The 21,427-nt window shown below is 41.3% G+C and carries 17 protein-coding genes and 1 tRNA gene; 11 read left to right on the top strand and 7 right to left on the bottom strand.

Annotated features, from left to right (window positions below; translation table 11 throughout):
- Positions 1-409: 409 nt before the first annotated feature.
- The 6 genes from AACU33_RS23970 to AACU33_RS23945 all read left to right on the top strand — a co-directional run bounded on the left by AACU33_RS23970 (position 410) and on the right by AACU33_RS23945 (position 5,641).
- A complete protein-coding gene (locus AACU33_RS23970) occupies positions 410-934 on the top strand; it encodes a GNAT family N-acetyltransferase (RefSeq protein ID WP_096591209.1) in 525 nt (174 codons plus the stop codon).
- Between the two features lie 329 nt (positions 935-1,263).
- Positions 1,264-1,337 (top strand) — tRNA-Pro (locus AACU33_RS23965).
- A gap of 670 nt (positions 1,338-2,007) precedes the next feature.
- Complete coding sequence (locus AACU33_RS23960) at positions 2,008-2,826, top strand: Tic22 family protein (RefSeq protein ID WP_096591207.1); 819 nt, start codon at positions 2,008-2,010, stop codon at positions 2,824-2,826.
- 9 nt (positions 2,827-2,835) lie between these two features.
- A complete protein-coding gene (prmC, locus tag AACU33_RS23955; protein WP_096591205.1) occupies positions 2,836-3,759 on the top strand; it encodes a peptide chain release factor N(5)-glutamine methyltransferase in 924 nt (307 codons plus the stop codon).
- A 71-nt stretch (positions 3,760-3,830) separates the two neighbouring features.
- Positions 3,831-4,421 (top strand): L-threonylcarbamoyladenylate synthase, encoded by a 591-nt coding sequence (locus tag AACU33_RS23950; protein WP_096591203.1) that lies wholly within the window; start codon positions 3,831-3,833, stop codon positions 4,419-4,421.
- A 263-nt stretch (positions 4,422-4,684) separates the two neighbouring features.
- On the top strand, positions 4,685-5,641 hold the full coding sequence (locus tag AACU33_RS23945; RefSeq protein WP_096591201.1) for a histidine kinase dimerization/phospho-acceptor domain-containing protein: 957 nt from the start codon (positions 4,685-4,687) through the stop codon (positions 5,639-5,641).
- Here the strand turns inward: AACU33_RS23945 and AACU33_RS23940 are convergent.
- The 7 genes from AACU33_RS23940 to hemB form a co-directional block, all read right to left on the bottom strand.
- The gene (locus tag AACU33_RS23940) at positions 5,583-6,053 is read right to left on the bottom strand and encodes a GNAT family N-acetyltransferase (RefSeq protein ID WP_096591199.1); all 471 of its coding nucleotides are present in this window, start codon (positions 6,051-6,053) and stop codon (positions 5,583-5,585) included. The two genes, AACU33_RS23945 and AACU33_RS23940, sit on opposite strands and share 59 nt — an antisense overlap.
- Positions 6,054-6,248: 195 nt before the next feature.
- Positions 6,249-6,683 (bottom strand): hypothetical protein, encoded by a 435-nt coding sequence (locus AACU33_RS23935; RefSeq protein WP_096591197.1) that lies wholly within the window; start codon positions 6,681-6,683, stop codon positions 6,249-6,251.
- A gap of 173 nt (positions 6,684-6,856) precedes the next feature.
- Positions 6,857-7,834 (bottom strand): protein translocase subunit SecF, encoded by a 978-nt coding sequence (gene secF / locus AACU33_RS23930; protein WP_096591195.1) that lies wholly within the window; start codon positions 7,832-7,834, stop codon positions 6,857-6,859.
- The gene (secD, locus tag AACU33_RS23925) at positions 7,831-9,243 is read right to left on the bottom strand and encodes a protein translocase subunit SecD (protein WP_096591193.1); all 1,413 of its coding nucleotides are present in this window, start codon (positions 9,241-9,243) and stop codon (positions 7,831-7,833) included. The genes secF and secD overlap by 4 nt, the downstream gene beginning before the upstream one ends.
- Before the next feature lie 150 nt (positions 9,244-9,393).
- Entirely contained in the window at positions 9,394-10,377 is a 984-nt protein-coding gene (locus tag AACU33_RS23920; protein WP_096591191.1) for an alpha-ketoacid dehydrogenase subunit beta, read from the bottom strand.
- Between the two features lie 1,042 nt (positions 10,378-11,419).
- Positions 11,420-11,716, bottom strand: coding sequence for a helix-turn-helix domain-containing protein (locus AACU33_RS23915; RefSeq protein ID WP_096591189.1), 297 nt, complete (start codon positions 11,714-11,716; stop codon positions 11,420-11,422).
- Between the two features lie 545 nt (positions 11,717-12,261).
- Positions 12,262-13,242: a porphobilinogen synthase gene (gene hemB / locus AACU33_RS23910; RefSeq protein ID WP_096591187.1), complete on the bottom strand. Its 981-nt coding sequence runs from the start codon at positions 13,240-13,242 to the stop codon at positions 12,262-12,264.
- 8 nt (positions 13,243-13,250) lie between these two features.
- Between hemB and AACU33_RS23905 the strand changes: the two genes are divergently transcribed.
- The 5 genes from AACU33_RS23905 (at position 13,251) to AACU33_RS23885 (ending at position 21,425) form a co-directional block, all read left to right on the top strand.
- On the top strand, positions 13,251-13,439 hold the full coding sequence (locus AACU33_RS23905) for a hypothetical protein (RefSeq protein ID WP_096591185.1): 189 nt from the start codon (positions 13,251-13,253) through the stop codon (positions 13,437-13,439).
- A 438-nt stretch (positions 13,440-13,877) separates the two neighbouring features.
- On the top strand, positions 13,878-15,506 hold the full coding sequence (gene prfC, locus AACU33_RS23900; RefSeq protein WP_096591183.1) for a peptide chain release factor 3: 1,629 nt from the start codon (positions 13,878-13,880) through the stop codon (positions 15,504-15,506).
- A gap of 93 nt (positions 15,507-15,599) precedes the next feature.
- Complete coding sequence (locus AACU33_RS23895; RefSeq protein WP_096591181.1) at positions 15,600-17,831, top strand: zinc metalloprotease HtpX; 2,232 nt, start codon at positions 15,600-15,602, stop codon at positions 17,829-17,831.
- Between the two features lie 638 nt (positions 17,832-18,469).
- Positions 18,470-18,979, top strand: coding sequence for an RNA recognition motif domain-containing protein (locus AACU33_RS23890; RefSeq protein WP_096591179.1), 510 nt, complete (start codon positions 18,470-18,472; stop codon positions 18,977-18,979).
- A gap of 574 nt (positions 18,980-19,553) precedes the next feature.
- Complete coding sequence (locus tag AACU33_RS23885; protein WP_096591177.1) at positions 19,554-21,425, top strand: response regulator; 1,872 nt, start codon at positions 19,554-19,556, stop codon at positions 21,423-21,425.
- Positions 21,426-21,427: the final 2 nt, after the last annotated feature.

The raw sequence follows: 21,427 nt of genomic DNA, 5'->3' as shown, positions 1-21,427 counted from the left end.
TATTACCCCTCTTAGATATTCGGATTCGTAGTCAGCACTTTTAAAGGTGCCTCGGCTTTTAACTGCCCAAATGCTTGACTTTGTGCTGATTTACCTTATGGGAGAGTCTAATTCTAGATTAATTTGCCAAAAAATCCTTTAGTCACTCTTTCCTTATGCTTGTCTTTATCTAAAAATTCACTCTTTTATCTTTCCCTTGTGTTGAATTTCTCCTAGCTTTACAACAAAATGCTAAAGTTGAAAATGATTGGTGTAAAACACGCCTAGCAACCGATCGCCATTGAAAACCCTAGAAACACCAAAAATCTCTTGAGTGTAAGGGGCATTAGATGGAAATAGCGTTGTTAGAAGTGATCGCCACTTTTGATGGTGGAAGCCAATTCAGTTATACTACCCGAACCACGTTGGCATGGGTTTTTGGAAAACTTGGTTTAGTACTTCTGAATCTACAGCGACAACTAGAACAGCTCCCTTAGAAGAGATGAGCGCAGAATTTACGGGCAACAGCCCAAATAGCGATCGCATCGTCTTCAGCACAGAGCGAGATATAGACTTGTACGAACTCGAAGAACTCTGTGATGCTGTTGGTTGGTCGCGTCGTCCTCTAAGAAAAGTAAAAAAAGCTATTGAGCACAGTTTTCTCGTAGCCTCAATGTGGCAAGTGCGAGGAAACCAAAGGCGGCTTATCGGTTTTGCTCGTGCTACTTCCGATCACGCTTTTAATGCCACGATCTGGGATGTAGTCGTTCACCCGGACTTTCAAGGTAAAGGGCTGGGCAAAGCACTCATGAAATACGTGCTGAAAAAACTTAGGAGTGAAGAGATTAGCAATGTCACTCTCTTTGCTGACCCTCATGTTGTTGATTTCTACCGGACTATGGGTTTTATGGCCGATCCTGAAGGCATAAAAGGTATGTTCTGGTATCCTCACTAAATCCTCTATAGAAATAAAATAAATTGCCACCCAAAATATAGTTATAATAACGAAAGTCTACTCAAGATTAGTTTCCGAGGTTAAATCGAGATGCCAGCAACTAGCTTGATTGTAAAGCTCAGTTGGCACTTGAAGGCTTGATAAAAGTCGAAACTTGATTACTCTTGTGTTAGCAGGTAAAAAAATTGAGTAAATATCTGCTGACTCTGATATAATCGAGCAAGCGCTTTGTTAAGTTAACCCAAGTACCACTAATTTTTGTGGGAGCTATCAATTCTAAAGCCTTTGTGTAAGAGTCAGATTCTACTACTGGCAATAGATAAATTAACCGGGATGTAGCGCAGCTTGGTAGCGCGCCTGCTTTGGGAGCAGGATGCCGCAGGTTCAAATCCTGTCATCCCGATTTAGCATTTCAAAGCAAAAACCGTAGATCTATCAATAGATTTACGGTTTTTTAAATAACCAATAAAAAAAATAAATAATTGATAAGAATTTTTCTTTGGTAAATAGCTGTGCTTCTAAATTAGATATTTTTTCGGAGTAATCTAAGTAATTTAATTTGGCTATGCTGCTCTTAATGTATTGTGCAAGCTATCATAGACAAATTTGCTCTTTAGCAGAGAGTAATTTACAAATTGAATTTTATATACATTTATCTCAATTTGAGCAGAGTTTAAATTCAAGGCAACTGGAACGATTCACTATATAATGGCGTCATTTATAGCTAGGTAAAGACAATCAAATGACATTTAGCGCTGAAATAATTTGAGTAATTTGTCGCTACCAGATAGCGCCATATAACAAGCATCTACGGCATTTTGCAGTGCAAGGCAAAAATAGCTAGATCGACATTGAGAAACAGACCATTTAAACACTTTTAATGGTTGAGGACGATAATATAGCAATCCTAATTGGCAGGAAATAACACTTCTTGAGGGCTGTCTATTAACTTTCAATAGGCACAACGAATTTTTCACATTTCTAAGGGATTGCTATATAACTAAAACAAGTTGGTGCTGTGTAAAACCAACTATTTGTCTGAGTTAATAGAATTGTTGACACGAGGAGTAGTCATGAAATCATTGGTTCGCTGGGGCGCAACATTGGGTTTAGTTGGAAGTACAATTCTGGGAACAGTTTTTGCCGGAAATCTTTCAGTGCTGGCATTGTCAGAACAGCAAATCAAAGAGAAATTAGACTCTGTACCCGTATATTTGGTAACTAACGAAAAAGGTTTACCACTGAGCCGTCCCCTGCCTGAGAATCAAAACGGTCAAAAAGCTGGTGGTTCAGTCACAGGAGTTTATCTGAGCCGCCAAGAAGCCCAGAAATTTATTAACGATCTGCGGAGTACGCAAGGAAAAGACCCAAAAGTACAAGAAATTGTCAAAAGTCTCCAGGTGACAGCAGTACCTTTGGGGGTAATTTATCAGCAATTGCAACAAAGCAAAAATCAGCCCAACCGTCTTTTATTTGCATTTAAACCTGTAGACCAAGAAATCCAAGGCGCAATGGATATACTACGCCAAAGTGGTCAAAAGGTAGAGCAGTTTAAGAGTGTACCTGTGTTTGCAGTCCGGTTTGCGCCAGATCAAGGATATGTACCAATTAAACTGACTGCTGGCAATCAGCAGCTAATTCCTTTGTTTTTAAGCAAGCAAGATGCACAAGGTTTGTTAAACCAAGTGAAGCCTAAATATCCCAAGGCTGATATTCAAGTAATAGATGTAGACGGCGTGATTAAAACGTTGCAAGATAAAAATGATGCATGGCTAAATCAAGTTGTCTTAGTGCCATCCCCAGAATCTAGAGAATATATTAAGACACTGCCTAGGAATAATAATGCGCCTAAGGCTCCTGCTCAGAATTCACAACCCAAAAAGCCTAGGTAATGTTAAGGTATGACGAATACACAGCCAAAAGTAGTCTCTGGTTTACAACTTTGGCAGTGGCGTCATCAGGCAATTCAAGCTGCGATCGCCACAGATGTTCCAGTAGCGGAAGTTGATTGGCTGCTACAAGAAATAGCAGGTTTAGATCGCTTGGCACTGCGTTTAGAATCTTACAAAAATTGGCCGCAAATTCAATTGAAGTTGGCTTTAGAAGATTTAGAGCAGTTGTGGCAAAGGCGGTTACACGATCGCTTACCAGTGCAGTACATCGCTGGAGCTTCACCTTGGCGAAATTTTAAAATTGCTGTTTCGAGCGCCGTTCTGATTCCTCGACCCGAAACAGAATGTTTGATTGATTTAGCTGTAACAGCCGCCAATCATAGTGAAGCTATCCCACCTTTACAGCAAGGAAATTGGGCGGACTTGGGTACTGGTAGTGGCGCGATCGCTCTGGGACTAGCAAATGCCTTTCCAGAGTCCACCATTCACGCCGTAGATTACAGTTCAGAAGCTTTGGCGATCGCAGCGGCAAATGCCCAAAATTTGGGCTTTGCTGACCGGATTCGATTTTATCAAGGTTCCTGGTGGGAACCACTCTCATTCCTCAAAGGTCAGTTCAGTGGTATAGTTTCCAATCCGCCTTATATTCCCACCAGCACCTTACCAACATTACAACCAGAAGTAATTCTCCACGAACCACATTTAGCTTTAGATGGTGGTGCTGATGGTTTGGATTGCATCCGTCATTTAATTGAAATTTCTCCCAGCTATTTACGACCTGGTGGTGTATGGTTGATTGAGATGATGGCAGGGCAGGCAGATAGAGTCAGAGAAATTCTACAAAATCATGATAGCTATAGTAATATCGAAATTCACTCCGATCTAGCTGGAATTGAACGCTTTGCCCTAGCTTATGTTAATGCTGAGTGTTGAGCGATCGCAGTTTTTATTGAAGTGCTGCAAACCGCTAGATGTATTAATTGTTAACTCTGCACTCGTTGAACATGACAAAAGTTTCCTTGGAGGCTCTAGTAGCTGGCGCACGTGCTGGGAAATTAGTAAGCTTTCCTACAGATACGGTTCCTGCACTCGCAGCTTTACCAGAAAAAGCAGACTTAATATTTGAGGCTAAACAACGCAGTGAAGATAAACCTTTGATTTTGATGGCTGCTAGCGGATCGGATTTGTGGCCTTATGTTCAAGGTAGCGATCGCGAGTACAAAATTTGGCAGGAAATTACAGATAAATACTGGCCTGGAGGGCTAACATTGGTTTTGCCAGCATCAGGCTTAGTACCAAAAGTAATGAACCCTAACGATCCAACAACAATTGGTATCAGAGTTCCTGCAAGTGCGATCGCCCAAAATATTTTGTCCCAAACAGGCCCTTTGGCAACAACTAGCGCTAATATTTCTGGTCAACCAGCTTTGCAGACAATGGCAGAAATTGAGAATCAATTCCCTGGGATTTTGACTTTGAGCGTAGCAGAATCTCAGCTAGAAGTAAGTGCAGGAGGCGTACCTTCTACAGTAGCTAAATGGACGGGAATGAATTGGCAAATTTTGCGGCAAGGGGCTATTAAGTTAAATTTTTAGCTAGAAATTTACAAGTATTGATAAAAATACAGTTTGCTTAAAAATAGTCTTAACTCTATATGGGTTAAGGCTATTTTTATTTAGATAAGAAGCTACTTGAGGAAATGTATAGTATCTTAGATGACGCTCAGTTCCCCGATGTAAAAACAGAAAAATTTGCTAATCCACCTAGAAACTAGAGATGAATTAGGTAATCTGAACATCAGGAACTTAATTTTGAATTTTTGTGGTCAAAGAATAGAGCTGATCGATTGGCAAATATGATGAATTGGAATAATTGGGTGTATTTAGGAATAGGGCTAGCACTGGGGATGAGTTTCCGTTGGTTATTTGCACGCTCTACCAAGGCTGTACCTAGCTCATCTCTAGTAAAAACAACAGAACCAAAACCTTCATCACAAGCGCTGCAAAGGTTGCAGGAAACCCAACTAGCATATCAAATGGCTAAAGAAATTAGCCAGTTTAAAGCGGGTTTTTTGGCGCGCACTACTCATGAATTGCGATCGCCCCTCAATGGTTTAATTGGTTTACATCAATTAATTTTGTCGGATTTATGCGAAAATCCAGAAGAAGAGCGAGAATTTATTGCCCAAGCTCACGAAAGAGCGTTAAAACTGCTGAAATTAATTGATGAAATTCTCAATGTTGCCAGAGTAGAGCATGGCACCAATAAATTAGATATTCAACCCCTATCTCTAACTGAAGTTTTGCAGGAAGTTTATAAGTTAACTTATATGCTGGCGGCGAATCGCAATTTTTCTCTACACCTGTCGCTTCCAGAGTCAGAAATTTATGTTTTGGCAGATCCTCGCTGGCTACGTCAAGTATTACTAAATTTAGTAGACACTGCAATTGTGCAGATGGAAGAAGGGACAATTTCAATTTCTACAAACGCTTCACCTACAAAAAATTCTGCATATATTTGGCTAGATATACCAGTTCATGCTCTACCTTGGAGTGAGTCTATCGATTTCATCAAATCCATAGATTTTATGCAGGCGGAAGACAAACCTGTGGTCGCTGAGAAAGAGAATCCCAATCTTTCACCAGGAATGAAGCTTTTACTCAGTCAAACTCTCTTGGAAGTGATGGGAGGAAAGCTGGAAATTGTACCTTCCGCTACTCAGGGAGAAAATGAACAATTTACCAGGGTACAAGTCTCTATCCCCCTAGTGATTCCTGAAGCTGAATTTCTCCAGACGGTAGGGAATCAAGGTTAGGTTGGTTGTGTAGCACCATAGTGGTACTCGTATTGGATTGAAAACCAATTTTTTTATAAAACTCCTGCTGATGAGTAGTCATGAGATAAACACGCTCAACCCACCTCATGCGAGGATGACTTAATACTGTTTCAACTAATTTGCTTCCCAATCCCCTACCACGATACTCTGGATGAATCACAACATCCCAAATTGTGGCGCGATATATACCGTCGGAAGTTGCTCTAGCAAAGCCAACTAGTTTGTCTCCATCCCAAAGGGAAATTACCGGATCGCTGTTAGTAATAGCTATACTCAAATCCTCAATACTACGTCCTTGTGCCCAAAAAGCAGAAAGATTAAACAGCTGTTGCAGTTGATCGAGATCGATTTCAGACTTGCGATCGCTAAATTGAATTTGAGGATAGTTCATTTACAACGCTCGATTTTAGTAGTATCTTTACCACTTTTAACCCTTATTTTTACAGATTTTGCTAATGAATCTTCAATTTTTTGCGACATCATTTGTAGCGATCGCAGAAATTTCAGTGCTTGCTGACGACTTTTCTCTTCTTTTAAGATCGCGATCGCTTTTTTTGGTCGGATTAATCTTTGTTTAAGGGATTTTTTAATTTTTAATTTTCCGCAGAGGCTGACAAACCCATTTCCACAAAGGATGAGAAGGGCCTTGCTGGCGTATGCGAAAAACTTGCTTTTCTAAGCGTTGCTTTTCCTGCGGTGGTAGCCCTAGAAGGATATTTCGACTTTGCCAAATTAAAACAGCAGTTGTCATCCCAATACAAAAAGCTAAACCAAAGGTAGACAGTGGATGGTATACAAGTCCATATCGCACCGCCACCCAGGTAAAGTATTGTTGCCATAAAGCAATTTCTGCTTGGAGGTTCCACAAGCAAAGAGGCGCAATGGTCAGCCATAAACAGCCGACAAATAACCACCGACCGTAGACTGTTAGTTGATGTAACCTTTGCACCTGTTGAGCAAAAGCTGGGTCAGAGTTGTGAATATTATCGCCACTGAGTGATGGTTGTTCCGATCGATCCATAGGACGTAAAACGGCAAAATATGGGTGATACCAATTTGGAATTGAGGATTTGAGATTTTTGATTGGGAATATTTATGTTTCAGGTGATTCACCAATTTGGAATCATGGAACCTATTGCAATTTGGTATGAGCAATACAAAATGCTTTCACCCAGTTAGAAAATATACACCAGCTTAACTTTCTGGGGAACTAGCAGAGGTATCAGTTGTTTGGGCTGTTGCTACGGCTAGAGATTGACCTGTACGCTCTCGCCACCAAGCTAAGAGAGTACTGGCAATGAAAATACTAGAATAAGCCCCCATTGTGAAGCCAATAATCAAAGCTAGGGCAAAATTTCTCAGCGTTTCTCCACCAAACAGAAAGATCGCAAATAATGTTAGTAATACAGTTAAGGTTGTGTTGATTGACCGAGTTAAAGTTTGGTTAACTGCATCATCGACAATTTCGGCAATTGGTGCGCCAGGATGAGTTTTAAGAGTTTCGCGAATGCGATCGTAAATTACGACAGTATCATTCACTGAGAAACCTGTAATGGTCAGCAAGGCAACGATAAATAAGCTATCTGCTTCAATACCTGCTACCAAACCCAAAATTGAAAAAGACCCTACAGTGATTAAAATATCGTGGAATAAGGCAACGATCGCAAAAATGGCATAGTCCCACTGAAAGCGGAATGCCATGTAGATAGTGATTCCTAAGAAGGACACAATCAAAGCGAGTATACCAGAGCGAAATAGCTCCTGACCCAATGTAGGGCCAACGGAGTCGATTTGATTCTTTTGCGGATCGAATTCACCAATTTTTTCACTTAAAGTATTTCGCAACTTGGTACGCTGATCGGCATCAAGATTTTTCGTGCGAACTAAGATACCGTTGTCACCAACAATTTGAATACTGCTATCACCTAGACCTTGTTCTTTAGCTACATCCCTGACAACAGTGATATCAATTGGTTTGTCGCAGTTACCTGATTTGGTACAGTCGCGTTCAAACTGTAACCGCGTACCACCAACGAAATCCAAGCTAGGACGTAGAGGAGCCTTGATATTAGGATTTTGCCAAGAAATCACCATTGAGATGATACCGCTGAGGATGAAGGCAGCCGAAACAGTCCACCAGAGCGATCGCGATTTGTTAATACTCAGTTTCATTGAGCCACCTCTGCCTTATTCGCAACTGGTACGTTAGGACAGTAAAGTTCTGTTTTGCGCAAAGAGGAGATAGAAATCGCCAAAAATAGCAATGTCCGACTACAGGTAATTGCTGTAAACATACTTACTGCTACCCCTAAAGCTAGAGTCAAGGCAAAGCCTTTTACTAACCCAGAACCCAACCAAAACAGGGCAGCACAAGCAATCCAGGTAGTGACGTTGCTGTCTAAAATACTAGAAAATGCTCGGTAAAAACCAGATTCTACAGAGCGATATAGAGATTTACCTGCTCTTAATTCTTCTCGCGTGCGCTCAAAAATTAATACGTTGGCATCAACTGCCATCCCAATACTGAGGATAAAACCAGCAATACCTGGCAAAGTCAGAGTCACACCAAGCAAAGCAAAGCAAGCCCAAGTCAACAAAGAGTAAATGACTAATGACACATCCGCTATTAGTCCTGGTAGTCGATAGTACACCACCATAAATATTAATACTAAAGACAAGCCACCAAGACCAGCGTAGATACTGCTTTGAATGCTGTCTTTACCTAAGGTAGCTCCAACTGTTCGTCTTTCAGCGATTTCTACTGGTACAGGTAATGCGCCACCACGTAGCTGAACGCCTAAGTCATTGGCTTCTTGTGCAGTAAACCTACCTGTAATTATAGCCGCACCACCAGTAATCCCTGTGGCAGCAAATTCTGGCGGTACATTAGGAGCACTAATTAGTTCGTTGTCCAGAAAAATACCTATGCTGCGTCCAGTACCTGCAAGGTTTTTCGTCAGTTCGGCAAATAATTCACCACCCTGTTGATTGAAGCGAATGGCAACATTCCAATTATTACCTTGAGTGGGTTCACCATAGGCATTTTGGAGATATTTACCTGTTAGTGGTGGGTTAGTACTTTCAAACAATTCTGCGATCGCTTGATTATTTTTCTGCAACTCTTCTTGATTTTTCGCGATCGCAGCACTGTCATTACTGGTTCTCAATTCTTTTTGCTTGGCTTTTAGTTCAGCACGAGATGCTTGAAAAGCAAAAAGTTGAGGTTCTGTACTAGGTTTTTGTTGGCGAAATTCTAACTGTGCTGTACCACCTAATACCCGTTCTGCTTGTTCTGGATCGTTAACGCCAGGAAGCTGGACTAGGATTTTGTCTGTACCTACAGTTTGAATCACAGGCTCGGAAACACCAAGTCCATTAATCCGCCCCTCAACTACTTTTTTGACGGCGTCTAATTCTGTTACAGTGATTTGCTTAATTTCTGCTGTGGGTTTCACCTGAATTGTTAGCTGTGAACCTCCCCGCAAATCTAGTCCCAAAGGTATGGGAATTGTGAGCATCACCGCAATAGCGGCGATAATCAAAACTACAATTAAAGCTAATAGCGATCGCTGTCTCTGCATACCATAACTCGCAACTGACAAAGGCTATAATAGCGCTCTTTTAAATAGTTATGAGTTATTAGTTATTAGTAAGAATTATTACTATTCATGGGGCATAGGGCATAGGACACGAGGAATCTGTCCCAGTCCCTAATTCCCTATTCCTCAAACTTAGACTCGCATAGCCACCATTTTTTCCACGGCTTCTACAATTTGTTCTGGCTGGACAATTGTCAGTCGCTCCAGATTACCGTTGTAAGGTGTGGGAATATCTTGAGATGACAGACGCAACACAGGCGCATCCAATTCATCAAACAAGCGGTCATTAATAGAAGCAATGACTTCTGCACCAATCCCGGCTGTACGCATAGCTTCTTCCACTACTATTACGCGGTGAGTTTTGCGGATTGAGGCTCCAATGGTATCAAAGTCTAATGGCTTCAGTGATATTAAATCAATGACTTCGGGGTCGTAACCTTGTTTTTCTAAAGTTTTGACGGCTTGCAGCACATGATGGCGCATCCGCGAGTAAGTAAGAATTGTGACATCTTTACCGCGACGCACAACTTCTGCTTTATCTAAAGGTAGTAAGTATTCTTCTTCTGGCAGATCTTCTTTTAAGTTGTAAAGCAGAACGTGTTCAAAGAACAATACAGGGTTATCATCACGAATTGCCGATTTTAGCAATCCTTTGGCGTTGTAAGGCGTAGAACAGGCAACAATTTTTAATCCAGGAACGGCTTGGAAGTAAGTTTCGAGGCGTTGGGAATGTTCTGCGCCTAGTTGTCTACCTACGCCACCAGGGCCGCGAATTACCATTGGAATTTTAAAATTACCGCCGGAGGTATAGCGCAACATCCCAGCGTTGTTGGAGATTTGGTTAAAGGCAAGTAGCAAAAAACCCATGTTCATACCCTCGATGATGGGTCTTAAACCAGTCATCGCTGCTCCTACTGCCAAGCCTGTAAAGCTATTTTCGGCGATGGGGGTGTCGAGAACTCTTAGTTCACCATACTTTTTGTAAAGGTCTCTGGTGACTTTGTAGGAACCACCATAGTGTCCTACATCTTCACCAAGAACGAATACACTGGAATCACGTGCCATTTCTTCATCAATGGCTTCACGGAGGGCGTTAAAGAAAAGAGTTTCTGCCATTTAAACCTTATAGTACGACTGTTGTTTTAGAATCTTATCGCGCCGCCGTGGCAAATACCGTGAGCGATCGCACTAGTTAGAAATGAGTTTTTTCACAAGCTACGACTTGAGGTGAAGCTTTAGAAAGGATTGAAGGTATAAATTTAGCACTCCTCTTGGATTCGGGAACCTAGTTCTTACAGGTAGACAATCGGGAATAAGTAATAAATTTTTGCACCAATGATTTCGGAGCGCTGTATTCTTCCTGTTATTTGTGGTTTCCCATTTCAATATTAGACCTAATTGCTATTCTCTGTTCAAGTAGGTTGTAATTGCCAAGAAATTATTTTCCAGTTTTTCCGCGTTACAGAAATAATAGTAAATCTGCTCTAATCAATCGCAGTAACTGTCAAATTAGGATAGAGACCAATGCACAGATTGCTAGCCATCCAGCAATTATTCATTCCATAATCCAATGAGTAAAAACCAATTATTTAAGTTGATCGAATCTACTAAATCTCTAATTTTACTATTGTTTTGTCTGAGTACTTAGTTGTATTATGCTACACAAAATACCTGATACATGAGGAATTATTCCGTCAACATACTGATGTTCTCAGCTAAATGAGTTTGGAGAGATTTCAATAACTAAACAGTACACCTTTCTTGATGACAGCCATTGGTTCCCAATAAAACTCTCAACAGTCTGATGATCAAGAAGCATTGAGCATAGGTAATTTTCTATTTTTTAATTTTCAAGATAAGTCATTAAGAAAACTGATTCTAAAAATAAATTTCTGTTTTTGCGTCCTGAAAACTTAGCTCAACAAATGCCTCAATTAGATGTAGTCAAAAACCTACGAGCAATCATCGTTTGCCAAGTAGACTTAGTATTGGCAACTTATTAACGGCATGAGACAACCTTGTTGATTTTCTACACAGCGGATAGGAAAAATTTTGTTACTGAAATTAATATTAATTCACGCAAAGCTCTAGTAACCCCAGAATTGCCACTACTAGAGTAAACCACTATTATCAGCCTGAATTTTCACTTAGCAAACAATCAGCTGCAAACTGGCGTATCAGTTACCTGAGTTACGGGTATGGGATTTTCTGGAAAGCGTTTAGGTCTTCCAGGTTTGCGTTTATGCCGCTGATTAATTGACTTCTCGCTAGCTGCTGCCAATTCTTCAGGTGTGCATTTAAATAGACGCAAAGCATCTAAATATTTTTTTGGTGTCATTGTTGGTTCTGTACGCCCAGCTTCCCAGTTGCGAACACTGGTTTCGCTGATTGCAAGCCTGAAGGCAACCTCTGCACGGCTAAGCCCAGCACGTTCTCTCAGGACTTGCATATCCATATTTCATGCTCCCTTGAAAAAACTTAGATTGTATTTATTAAATCAGTTGACATTTAATGCCAATTACGGAAATTTTATTAACTATATTATTTTATAAGCGATCGCCTCACCCTCTGGCAAACGAAACAACCCCATATTTCTGTACTATCGCGTACAAGATTGTTTACTAAACGCTAAAGCTCCGTACTTATTTGTACCCAACAGAAATTTCCAGTAACGCTCAAACCCTGTAAATACTCTAGTTATACCTAGAATTTTGACAGAAATTTCATCAATGCATCTTTACTCAAATTAATTGTTGAGATATATTTCTTAGCGCTCAAACAGGCTGTTTCCAACAAAAGTTGCAGCGATATTATGGAGATGCAATCGCTAACTCTTGGGTTAGGCTTTTACCAACTTTATTGTGACCAAATTTCAGAATCATAATTCATCTCAACAATAATCTCACGCTCAGATACCAAGACACTAAATTCAGTTTGCGCCTTTGTACCTATGCGTGAGATTTTTTACGTAGATGAGCAATAGTTATTGTCTTAGTTAGCTTATTTCAACCAGCGTGCCGCATCCTTAGCATGGTAAGTCAGAATTAAGTCTGCGCCAGCGCGTTTAAATCCAGTTAAAGTTTCCATGACTACGCGCTGTTCGTCAATCCAACCATTGAGAGCAGCAGCTTTAATCATGGAATACTCACCCGAAACATTATAGGCAGCAACGGGGAGGTTGCTGGCTTCTTTAACGCGCCAGATGATGTCCATGTATGCCAAAGCTGGCTTCACCATCAACATATCAGCGCCTTCAGCGATATCCAGTTCAATTTCTTTAATCGCTTCGCGGGCGTTACCTGGGTCCATTTGGTAAGTTCTGCGATCGCCAAATTGTGGTGTAGAATCTGCTGCATCCCGGAATGGCCCGTAGTAAGCCGAAGCATACTTAGCAGCATAGGACAAAATCGGCGTATCTTGAAATCCTGCCTCATCCAAACCCGCACGAATTGCCTGCACAAAACCATCCATCATTCCTGAAGGCGCAATAATATCAGCACCAGCTTTGGCTTGAGAAACTGCTGTTTTTTTGAGTAATTCTAGGGTGGGGTCATTTAATACCCTACCTGTTAAATCACCTACTTGTAAGTAACCACAGTGACCGTGACTTGTATATTCACATAGACAAGTATCAGCTACAACAATTAAATCTGGTACAGCTTCCTTCACCGCAGTAGCTGCTTTTTGTACAATCCCACAATCATGCCAAGCACCAGTAGCATCGACATCTTTATCTGCGGGTATACCAAACAGAATGATGGCAGGAATTCCTAAGTCGTAAACTTCCTTTGCCTCTTCAACAATTTTGTCTACCGATAGTTGATAAACACCAGGCATAGATTTTACTTCATTAGCAATTCCCTCGCCTGGGATTGCAAACAATGGGTAAATTAAATCACTAGTAGATAAAATTGTTTCACGTACCATCCGGCGCAGTTGGGGATGGGTACGCAGACGGCGGGGGCGGTGAGTTGGAAACATAAAGTTTTATGAAGAATTACAAAGCAAATGGACACAACATAAAGCGTCACAAAAGTAAGGAAAAACCTTACTCAGTTAGGACAGACTACGAGCAGTGCTTAACTGTCCTTTGCCCTACTGTTGATGAAGCTGTGGGGCAATTTCGTATTGTACAGCGTGGCAGACATCTCTTCGACGCACTGCAAAAAACAAGTTAAAAAATCCCCTGAAATTAATTGCAGAAATTGGGTAATGAGTAAGCTAATGCGTTTGTAAATTAGATACTCATCTGTCATTAGTCATTTGTCATTGGTCGTTGATCCTTTGTGAATACTAATAACTAATGAGAATGAATTCAATAATTTAGCGTTTGGTCTAGTAGATACCTGATAACTCTTAGGGGAGTAAGCAATCCAAAGTGAGCTAAAGTACTGCTGCAATCTATTTTTTCATAAAGCCCTACATTTAAATGTAAATTAATAGATTCTTTGGCATTTTCTTTCAAGCATCATAAGTTATTTATGGGTCTGTTCCCTATTCGCTATTCCCTACGAGATCTTACGACTCAATGGCGCGCATCCTTGTTTTAAGATGAAAAGACTCACCAAACTCAGAAAAAATTAAGCTAAGTTAATAGCAAGCAAACAAATACACTTATGTCAACTGAACTTGAGTCAGATCTGCAAAAAGCAGTTGAACTTCGGCGCAACTTTGCGATTATTTCTCACCCAGACGCGGGGAAAACGACACTCACAGAAAAACTTCTATTGTACGGAGGAGCAATTCACGAAGCTGGTGCAGTCAAAGCACGACGGGCGCAGCGGAAGGCGACCTCTGATTGGATGGCAATGGAACAACAACGGGGTATTTCTATTACATCCACAGTACTACAATTTGCCTATAAAGGTTGTCAAGTCAATTTATTAGATACCCCAGGACACCAAGATTTCAGTGAAGATACTTATCGTACTCTCGCCGCCGCAGATAACGCAGTGATGCTGATTGATGCGGCAAAAGGCTTGGAACCGCAAACTCGCAAGTTATTTGAAGTTTGTAAGTTACGCGGCATCCCCATCTTTACCTTTGTTAATAAACTCGACCGTCCGGGGAGAGAGCCTTTGGAATTATTAGACGAAATCGAGCAAGAATTAGGATTGCAGACCTATGCCGTTAACTGGCCGATTGGTATGGGCGATCGCTTTAAAGGTGTGTTTGACCGCGACCAACAACAAATTCACCTATTTGAACGTAGTGCCCACGGTAGCAAAGAAGCCAGAGATACAATAGTCGATTTGGGTGATGCCAGAATTGAGGAACTGTTAGAACAGGATCTCTACTACCAACTCAAAAACGATTTAGAACTATTGGAAGGAGTAGGGCCGGAACTGAATTTAGATTTGGTGCATCAAGGAAAAATGACGCCAGTGTTCTTTGGCAGTGCCATGACCAACTTTGGGGTCGAGCTATTCTTGAATTCCTTCTTAGAATATGCCCTGAAACCAGGTAATCACAATAGCAGTGTGGGAGAAGTTCCCCCGACTTATCCGGAGTTTTCTGGGTTTGTTTTCAAACTCCAGGCTAACATGGACCCGAAGCATCGCGATCGCGTGGCGTTTATTCGCGTCTGCACGGGTAAGTTTGAAAAAGATATGACGGTGACTCATGCCCGTACAGGCAAGGTCGTCCGTCTGTCTCGCCCACAAAAACTTTTTGCCCAAGAGCGAGAATCGATTGATGAAGCTTATCCTGGCGATGTGATTGGTTTAAACAATCCTGGTGTTTTTGCTATTGGCGATACGATTTACACGGGGCAAAAGCTGGAATATGAGGGAATTCCTTATTTCTCACCAGAATTGTTTGCGACACTGAGGAACCCCAACCCTTCAAAATTTAAGCAATTTCAAAAAGGCATATCGGAATTGCGCGAAGAAGGTGCAGTACAAATTATGTACTCAATTGATGAAGCCAAACGCGATCCAATTTTAGCGGCGGTGGGTCAGTTGCAGTTTGAGGTAGTGCAGTTTCGCTTACAAAATGAGTATGGTGTAGAAACCATCTTAGACTTGCTGCCCTACAGCGTCGCCCGTTGGGTAGATGGCGGTTGGGAAGCTTTGAATAAGGTGGGACGGGTATTTAACACCACCACAGTCAAAGACAGCATGGGACGCCCCGTATTGCTATTCCGCAACGAATGGAACTGTCAACAGTTACAGGGAGATCATCCAGAGTTGAAATTAAGCGCGATCGCCCCAGTATATTCCGGTCAGCAACCAGTGGAGGGATAATTCCGGACGCGATTGCTTGGCTGGGGTATCTAAATTCATGCGCTTTAGCGCAAACTTGGATTAGTTAGAAAAGATGGGAGTGCCAAAATTTCTATGCCTTCACATGCCGAATTGTCTTTGGAGGCTGGTTTAGTTGCTCTCAAGCAGGGAAATTATCAAACAGCGATCGCTCAGTTAGAGCCTGTGGCTAGCACTCAGAAGACGGGGAATGCTGGTTTGCAAGCCAAGGTGGGCTTAGTGATGGCTTATGCACGCAGCGGCCAAGTCTCAAAAGCGATCGCTCTTTGTCAAAACCTGCTTGAGAGTCCTAATCCCCAAGTTCAAGAGTGGGCACAACGCGCTCTTGAACATTTGCAAAAACGCCAAAAACGTCAAAACACATCATCACAAAATTCTGCAACTGGATTTGTCGCGCTTGATAACTCCAATCAGAATGCTGCAAAATCGTCACAGCAGGCAAAACCAACAGTAGTAAAAGCCACCACTGCCACTAATACTTCATCCACCATCCCCACAGGGGGCTTTAAAAATCCCAATGTAGAAACTCCTATTGGCCCGAGTAGTTTCATCGGTGTCAACCGTTCGCAAGCCAAATCATTCAACCTTTATTGGCGTCATGCAGGCAGAGCTAAAGTTTGGCAACCCTTGCATAAACTAAATTTAATACCTTTAAAATTACTGGCAGCAGGAACATTTATCGCTCTGTTTTGGGTGATGCGAGAAATGCTCCGGTTAGCAATGGGTTTAACTAATCAGATTTTAGTCAAACTACCTTACGTCAATCCATTACCAATTTTATATCGCGATCCAACTGTGGGTTTGCTCATGGTGTTGGCGATCGTAATGGCATTATCACCGTGGTTACTAGATTGGCTATTGAAAAAATTTTACGGACAGACAGAGTTGTCCAAAGAGATTTTAAATGGTTACAGTCGGGAAACGATTCGGGTATTACAGCGTTCTTGCCAACAGCGAGGTTGGCAATTCCCCAAACTGCGGATCTTACCAATCGCTGCTCCAATAGCACTAACATATGGTAATCTCGCCCGCAATGCCCGAATTGTAGTCAGTCAAGGACTATTAGAACAGCTGGCAGATGATGAAATTGCCGTTATCTACGCCTCACAGTTCGGGCAGATTGTGCATCGAGATTTTGTGGTGATGTCTGTGGTACTGCTGGTGACAATGATTGTTTACAGGCTGTATCACCAGATATCAGAATGGGGAAGTAAGTATCAAGGAGTTTGGCGTTGGCCAGCCATAATTGTAGCTAGTTTCGCCTATGGCATTTGGTGTTTGCTGACAGGTACGACTTTGTGGTTGTCTAAGTTGCGGCTTTATTATAGCGATCGCTTGGCCTCTGAAATTACTGGTAATCCTAATGCCTTAATTCGTGCCTTACTCAAACTTAGCATTGGTGTTGCAGCTGATATTGCTAAACAACAACAAACTAGTTGGCAGTTAGAAAGTTTGAATATCTTAGCACCAGTTAGCTATCAACAAAGTATCTCTTTGGGTAGCGTGGCGGGTCATATTCCCTTTACATCTTTATTGATGTGGGAAAATTTCAATCCCTATCGCCGTTGGTTTACACTCAACAACACTCATCCTTTGATAGGCGATCGCATCCAACGCCTCTGCAAAATCGCTCGTCACTGGCATTTAGAACCAGAACTTCACCTGACAACCGAACAAGCTTTACGAGGTAAGCCTCAACCCTTCCTCTTACAAATAGCTCCTTGGTTGGGAATTCCTCTAGGCTTTTTGTTTGCCGGTCTCATCTGGCTGCTGTGGCAACTGGCATTTGCAATGAAGATTTTGAACCTGAAATGGATATATGAGGATTGGTCATTCGTTACAGGTTGCTTATTGATTGGCTTTAGCATCGGTATGGTAATTCGGATGAATGCTTTCTTTCCCGATATCCAACCTGCTAACGTGCAAACTGACGATCGCCTACCTAACCTGTTAGCAAATCCATCTGCTATGCCCATCGATAGCATTAACGTCTGCCTTGCGGGTAGGCTATTAGGTCGTCAAGGCGTTGGCAACTGCCTAGCACAAGATTTAATCTTACAAACTAACATCGGGTTAGTGAAATTACACCACATTCCCTGGTTGGGACAATCAATCAATCCTCAAGACTGGATTGGGCGGCAGATTACTGTTGTGGGCTGGTTCCGGCGAGGTGCAACCCCCTGGATTGATATCCAATCCCTCCAAGCTCAAAATGGGAAAACCATTAACAGCGCTCATCCTATTTGGTCTACTGTCTTAGCAGTCGCAGCTCAAGCATGGGGAGCTTACATTTTCTTGAGAGGTTAGAGGAGGATGGGGGAGATGAGGGAGAAATAACTATTGCCCAATGCCCCATGCCCAAAAAATGTAAAGAAACGTTGCAGTTTGTTTCGATTAGTGTTACATTTATTTACACTATCTTTCCCTATCGATATAACTCAGCACGCTAGCTCAGTTATTGATTGTCAACACTTACGCCAATCTATTTTTGTATTCTCCCAACACAGCAGTAAATCAACCAGCCAGTGGCTGGTTTTTGTTTCAAAATATCCCTGTTGAGAAAAAAAATGTATTTTATGTTACACTTCGATTGAAGTATATGCCAGAAATGTATGCGCTGAACTAGCTACGTAGAAAATACCGTGATAATGTAAGGAATGGTGTTTTATTCTGCGAACAGGGGCATAAAATAAAAGTTTACTTGAGCAGGCAGTAAACTATTAATTTACAATTCTTAGAATTAAGGTGGTATGTAATTGAGCGTCTTGTACGCTTTTGTATTAAACAAGCTTGATCCCGACGAAAAATTGTATTGTATAGGTTGACAGTTTTGAGTCAAAAAATTGGTTTATGGCAATCTTGGTCAATAGCATCTATGTAATAGCCAAAGCCAAGCGATAGTTTTCTCACTTTGCCATGTTTATTCAACTCTGGAGGTATAGTTCATGTCTGTTCGCCTATATATAGGCAATTTGCCAAAAGAAGAAATAGATCGTCAAGAACTGCAAGCAGTTTTTGCTGCCGAAGGTGATGCGGTCACGACAAAACTAATTAAAGACCGGAAAACAGGTAAATGCCGTGGCTTCGGTTTTCTCACTGTCAATAATGATGAACAAGCCGATCAAATTATTGAAAAGTATAATGGTCAGATGTTCAAAGACACTCCGATCAAGCTAGAGAAGGCATTACCTCGCAATAAGGGAGAAGAAGGTGAGGAGCAAGCTCCCAAAGCAGCCCAAAATGCTGGTGGTGCTACTGCTGCTCCTGTCACCAATAAAGACAGCAATCGTCGCGAGAAAAGTTCTAAGAAATCTCGGCGTGGTGGTGGTAGCAGTGGTGGTGGGCGCGAACATAGTACCACAACATCTGACTCAGATGCTATTCGTCCAGATCCCCGTTGGGCTTCGGAATTAGAAAAGCTGAAACAGATGCTAGCTGCACAAACTACAAACTAATCAGTGCAGGAAGTGTGATTAAAAATTAAAAATCAGAATTTTTTTTGATTTTTAATTTTTAATTCTTAATTTTGCCAGAATACCAAAGGCTAGAGAGCAAGCCGCCTTTGGATATTAATATCAACAAACTTTTATTGTAAGGTCTTTGTGGCAGAAATGTACTCTGCCTGAAAAAGTCCGATTTTTTGTTTGGATAAGAATATTCCTTTTTGCCATAACAAAGTAAATCCCCAACCATACCAAGATAGATCGGGGGTTTTTGAAGCTTTCTACAAGATTTTGCTACATAGCATTGCTACTTAACTTTTAAAATACTTGTAGAGTGGGCATTCCTAGCCCTAAACCAAGCCAGATATTTCATGCCTAGTTATAAAATTTTCGATCGGTGATTTACTGAGCGATCGCGAGTAGGCGTGCCCGATCGATTTCAAAGTTATATTGTTATAAATAATCATCAAAAGTGCGATCGTGCGGGGAATACTATTCTTGGCAGACAAGATCGATTTGCCTAGTTATACACAATTTTTTTTAACAGTTAATTGTAAAAATTAATACCTGCTTTCGAGAAAATTCTGTGAAAATTCTTTTAATAGAAGATGACAAACAAATAACTTCCTTACTTGTAGAAGCACTTACAGCGCTTAATTATCAAATTGAGACTGCTCATGATGGTGAAAAAGGGCTAGAGTTGGTCAAAGCATTTGATTATGACCTGCTGATATTAGATGTAATTCTGCCAAGACTAGATGGAATTAGTCTTTGTCGCCAAATCCGGTTGGCAGGATATCAGATGCCCATTCTGATACTGACTGCAAAGGAAGACATTAGCGTACGCGTCCTTGGATTAGAGGCAGGTGCGGATGATTATATTATCAAACCTTTTGAGTTGTCAGAGCTAATCGCCAGAATTCGGGCGTTAATGCGACGAGGAAAGGTAATTCTAGGAAAATTGCTAGTTTGGGAGAACTTAGAGGTTGATACTAATATCAAAGAAGTCATGTATGCAGGGAAGCGCCTGCACCTGACACCTAAAGAGTATGGTTTATTAGAACTGTTTCTCGAAAATCCCCGGAGGATATTTAGTAGAAGTGTCCTATTAGATAGAATTTGGACTGCTGATGAGTTTCCTGGAGAAGAAGCTGTAACAACCCACATTAAGGGTTTGCGACAGAAGCTAAAAGCTGTAGGAATGACCGCAGATTTGATTGAAACAGTTTATGGGTTAGGTTATCGCCTGAAAGAAGAACCCAAAAAGTCAAATGGTAAAACAGTTTATAGCGGCGAACTATCAGAAAAAGGTCAAGCCGAAGCCAAGATTATGGCTGTAGTGGCCAAGATGCGGGAAGAGTTTGAGAAAAGTTTTCCAGAAAAGTTAGAATTATTTGAACAAGCGATCGCGCAATTATCAACTCTCAATCCAGATAAAAGTATACTCCAACAAGCAAAAGCAGAAGCTCACCGCCTAGCTGGTTCTTCAGGGTGTTACGGATTTTTGGAAGCTTCCAAAATAGCAAGAGAAATAGAACAGTTGCTAGATAAATTTACCAGCCCCTACCAGAGTGTAGCTTTGCAGTTGGCAGAGTTAGTTAAATTGCTAAAACAAACATTTCATCAACAGCCATCTTCAACTCCTAACCCTAGCATCTCGCAAATCAAATCAGTACGACTGTTAGTTGTGGACGACGATCGCACGCTAACTGAAAGGATTAAATTAGAAGCAGTATTTTGGGGTTTTCATGTAGAGGTAGCAGCGAATCCCAAAACAGCAAGAACTATACTCTCCCAGAATCCCCCCGAAGTCATCTTACTAGAGCTATCATTTCCTGACCAAGAAGAAAATGGTTTCACTCTGCTGGCAGAACTAACACAAAATTATCCTGAAATTCCCGTTCTAGTATTTACTAATAGCAATCAACTGGATTGCAGAGTAGAAGCAGCTCGTCTAGGTGCCCATAGCTTTTTAAACAAACCTATGCCTGTTGTGCAATTGCTAACCGCAGTCAACATAGCAGTCAACCAACAAATTAATACTGAAGCCAAAGTTCTTGTAGTAGATGACGATCCTTTAGTATTACATCAGGTTAGCAGTTTATTATCGCCTTGGGGACTACAAGTAATACTATTACAAGAGTCTCAAAAATTGTGGGAAGTTTTAGAATCTACTAAACCCGATCTGCTAATTTTGGATATTGAGATGCCATATTTTAATGGTATAGATTTATGCCAAGCAATACGTAGCGATCTCTCTTGGAATCGCTTACCTGTACTATTTCTCTCGGCTCACTTTGAACCAGAAATACTATATAAAGTTTATGCTGTGGGAGCTGATGACTATGTTAGAAAACCAATTGTCGAACCAGAATTAGTTGCCCGGATTTTAAATAGGTTAGAACGGACAGATCTGAGAAAGAAATTATTATATAAATATTATCAACAGCCAGTTTGATA

Origin of the sequence: Calothrix sp. NIES-2098 (assembly GCF_963875125.1) — a bacterium.
Lineage (GTDB): Bacteria > Cyanobacteriota > Cyanobacteriia > Cyanobacteriales > Nostocaceae > Aulosira.
Note: the sequence above shows the minus strand (reverse complement) of the source record. Positions and strands in the feature narration are given on the sequence as shown.

Bases quoted from the DNA above. Each gene is read 5' to 3' on its own strand.
- AACU33_RS23970 (WP_096591209.1), top strand. From the start codon at position 410: ATGGGTTTTTGGAAAACTTGGTTTAGTACTTCTGAATCTACAGCGACA.
- AACU33_RS23945 (WP_096591201.1), top strand. From the start codon at position 4,685: ATGAATTGGAATAATTGGGTGTATTTAGGAATAGGGCTAGCACTGGGG.
- prfC (WP_096591183.1), top strand. From the start codon at position 13,878: ATGTCAACTGAACTTGAGTCAGATCTGCAAAAAGCAGTTGAACTTCGG.
- secF (WP_096591195.1), bottom strand. From the start codon at position 7,834: ATGAAACTGAGTATTAACAAATCGCGATCGCTCTGGTGGACTGTTTCG.
- AACU33_RS23890 (WP_096591179.1), top strand. From the start codon at position 18,470: ATGTCTGTTCGCCTATATATAGGCAATTTGCCAAAAGAAGAAATAGAT.
- AACU33_RS23920 (WP_096591191.1), bottom strand. From the start codon at position 10,377: ATGGCAGAAACTCTTTTCTTTAACGCCCTCCGTGAAGCCATTGATGAA.
- AACU33_RS23950 (WP_096591203.1), top strand. From the start codon at position 3,831: ATGACAAAAGTTTCCTTGGAGGCTCTAGTAGCTGGCGCACGTGCTGGG.
- AACU33_RS23960 (WP_096591207.1), top strand. From the start codon at position 2,008: ATGAAATCATTGGTTCGCTGGGGCGCAACATTGGGTTTAGTTGGAAGT.
- AACU33_RS23915 (WP_096591189.1), bottom strand. From the start codon at position 11,716: ATGGATATGCAAGTCCTGAGAGAACGTGCTGGGCTTAGCCGTGCAGAG.
- AACU33_RS23940 (WP_096591199.1), bottom strand. From the start codon at position 6,053: ATGAACTATCCTCAAATTCAATTTAGCGATCGCAAGTCTGAAATCGAT.
- AACU33_RS23895 (WP_096591181.1), top strand. From the start codon at position 15,600: ATGCCTTCACATGCCGAATTGTCTTTGGAGGCTGGTTTAGTTGCTCTC.
- secD (WP_096591193.1), bottom strand. From the start codon at position 9,243: ATGCAGAGACAGCGATCGCTATTAGCTTTAATTGTAGTTTTGATTATC.
- prmC (WP_096591205.1), top strand. From the start codon at position 2,836: ATGACGAATACACAGCCAAAAGTAGTCTCTGGTTTACAACTTTGGCAG.
- AACU33_RS23905 (WP_096591185.1), top strand. From the start codon at position 13,251: ATGAAGAATTACAAAGCAAATGGACACAACATAAAGCGTCACAAAAGT.
- hemB (WP_096591187.1), bottom strand. From the start codon at position 13,242: ATGTTTCCAACTCACCGCCCCCGCCGTCTGCGTACCCATCCCCAACTG.
- AACU33_RS23935 (WP_096591197.1), bottom strand. From the start codon at position 6,683: ATGGATCGATCGGAACAACCATCACTCAGTGGCGATAATATTCACAAC.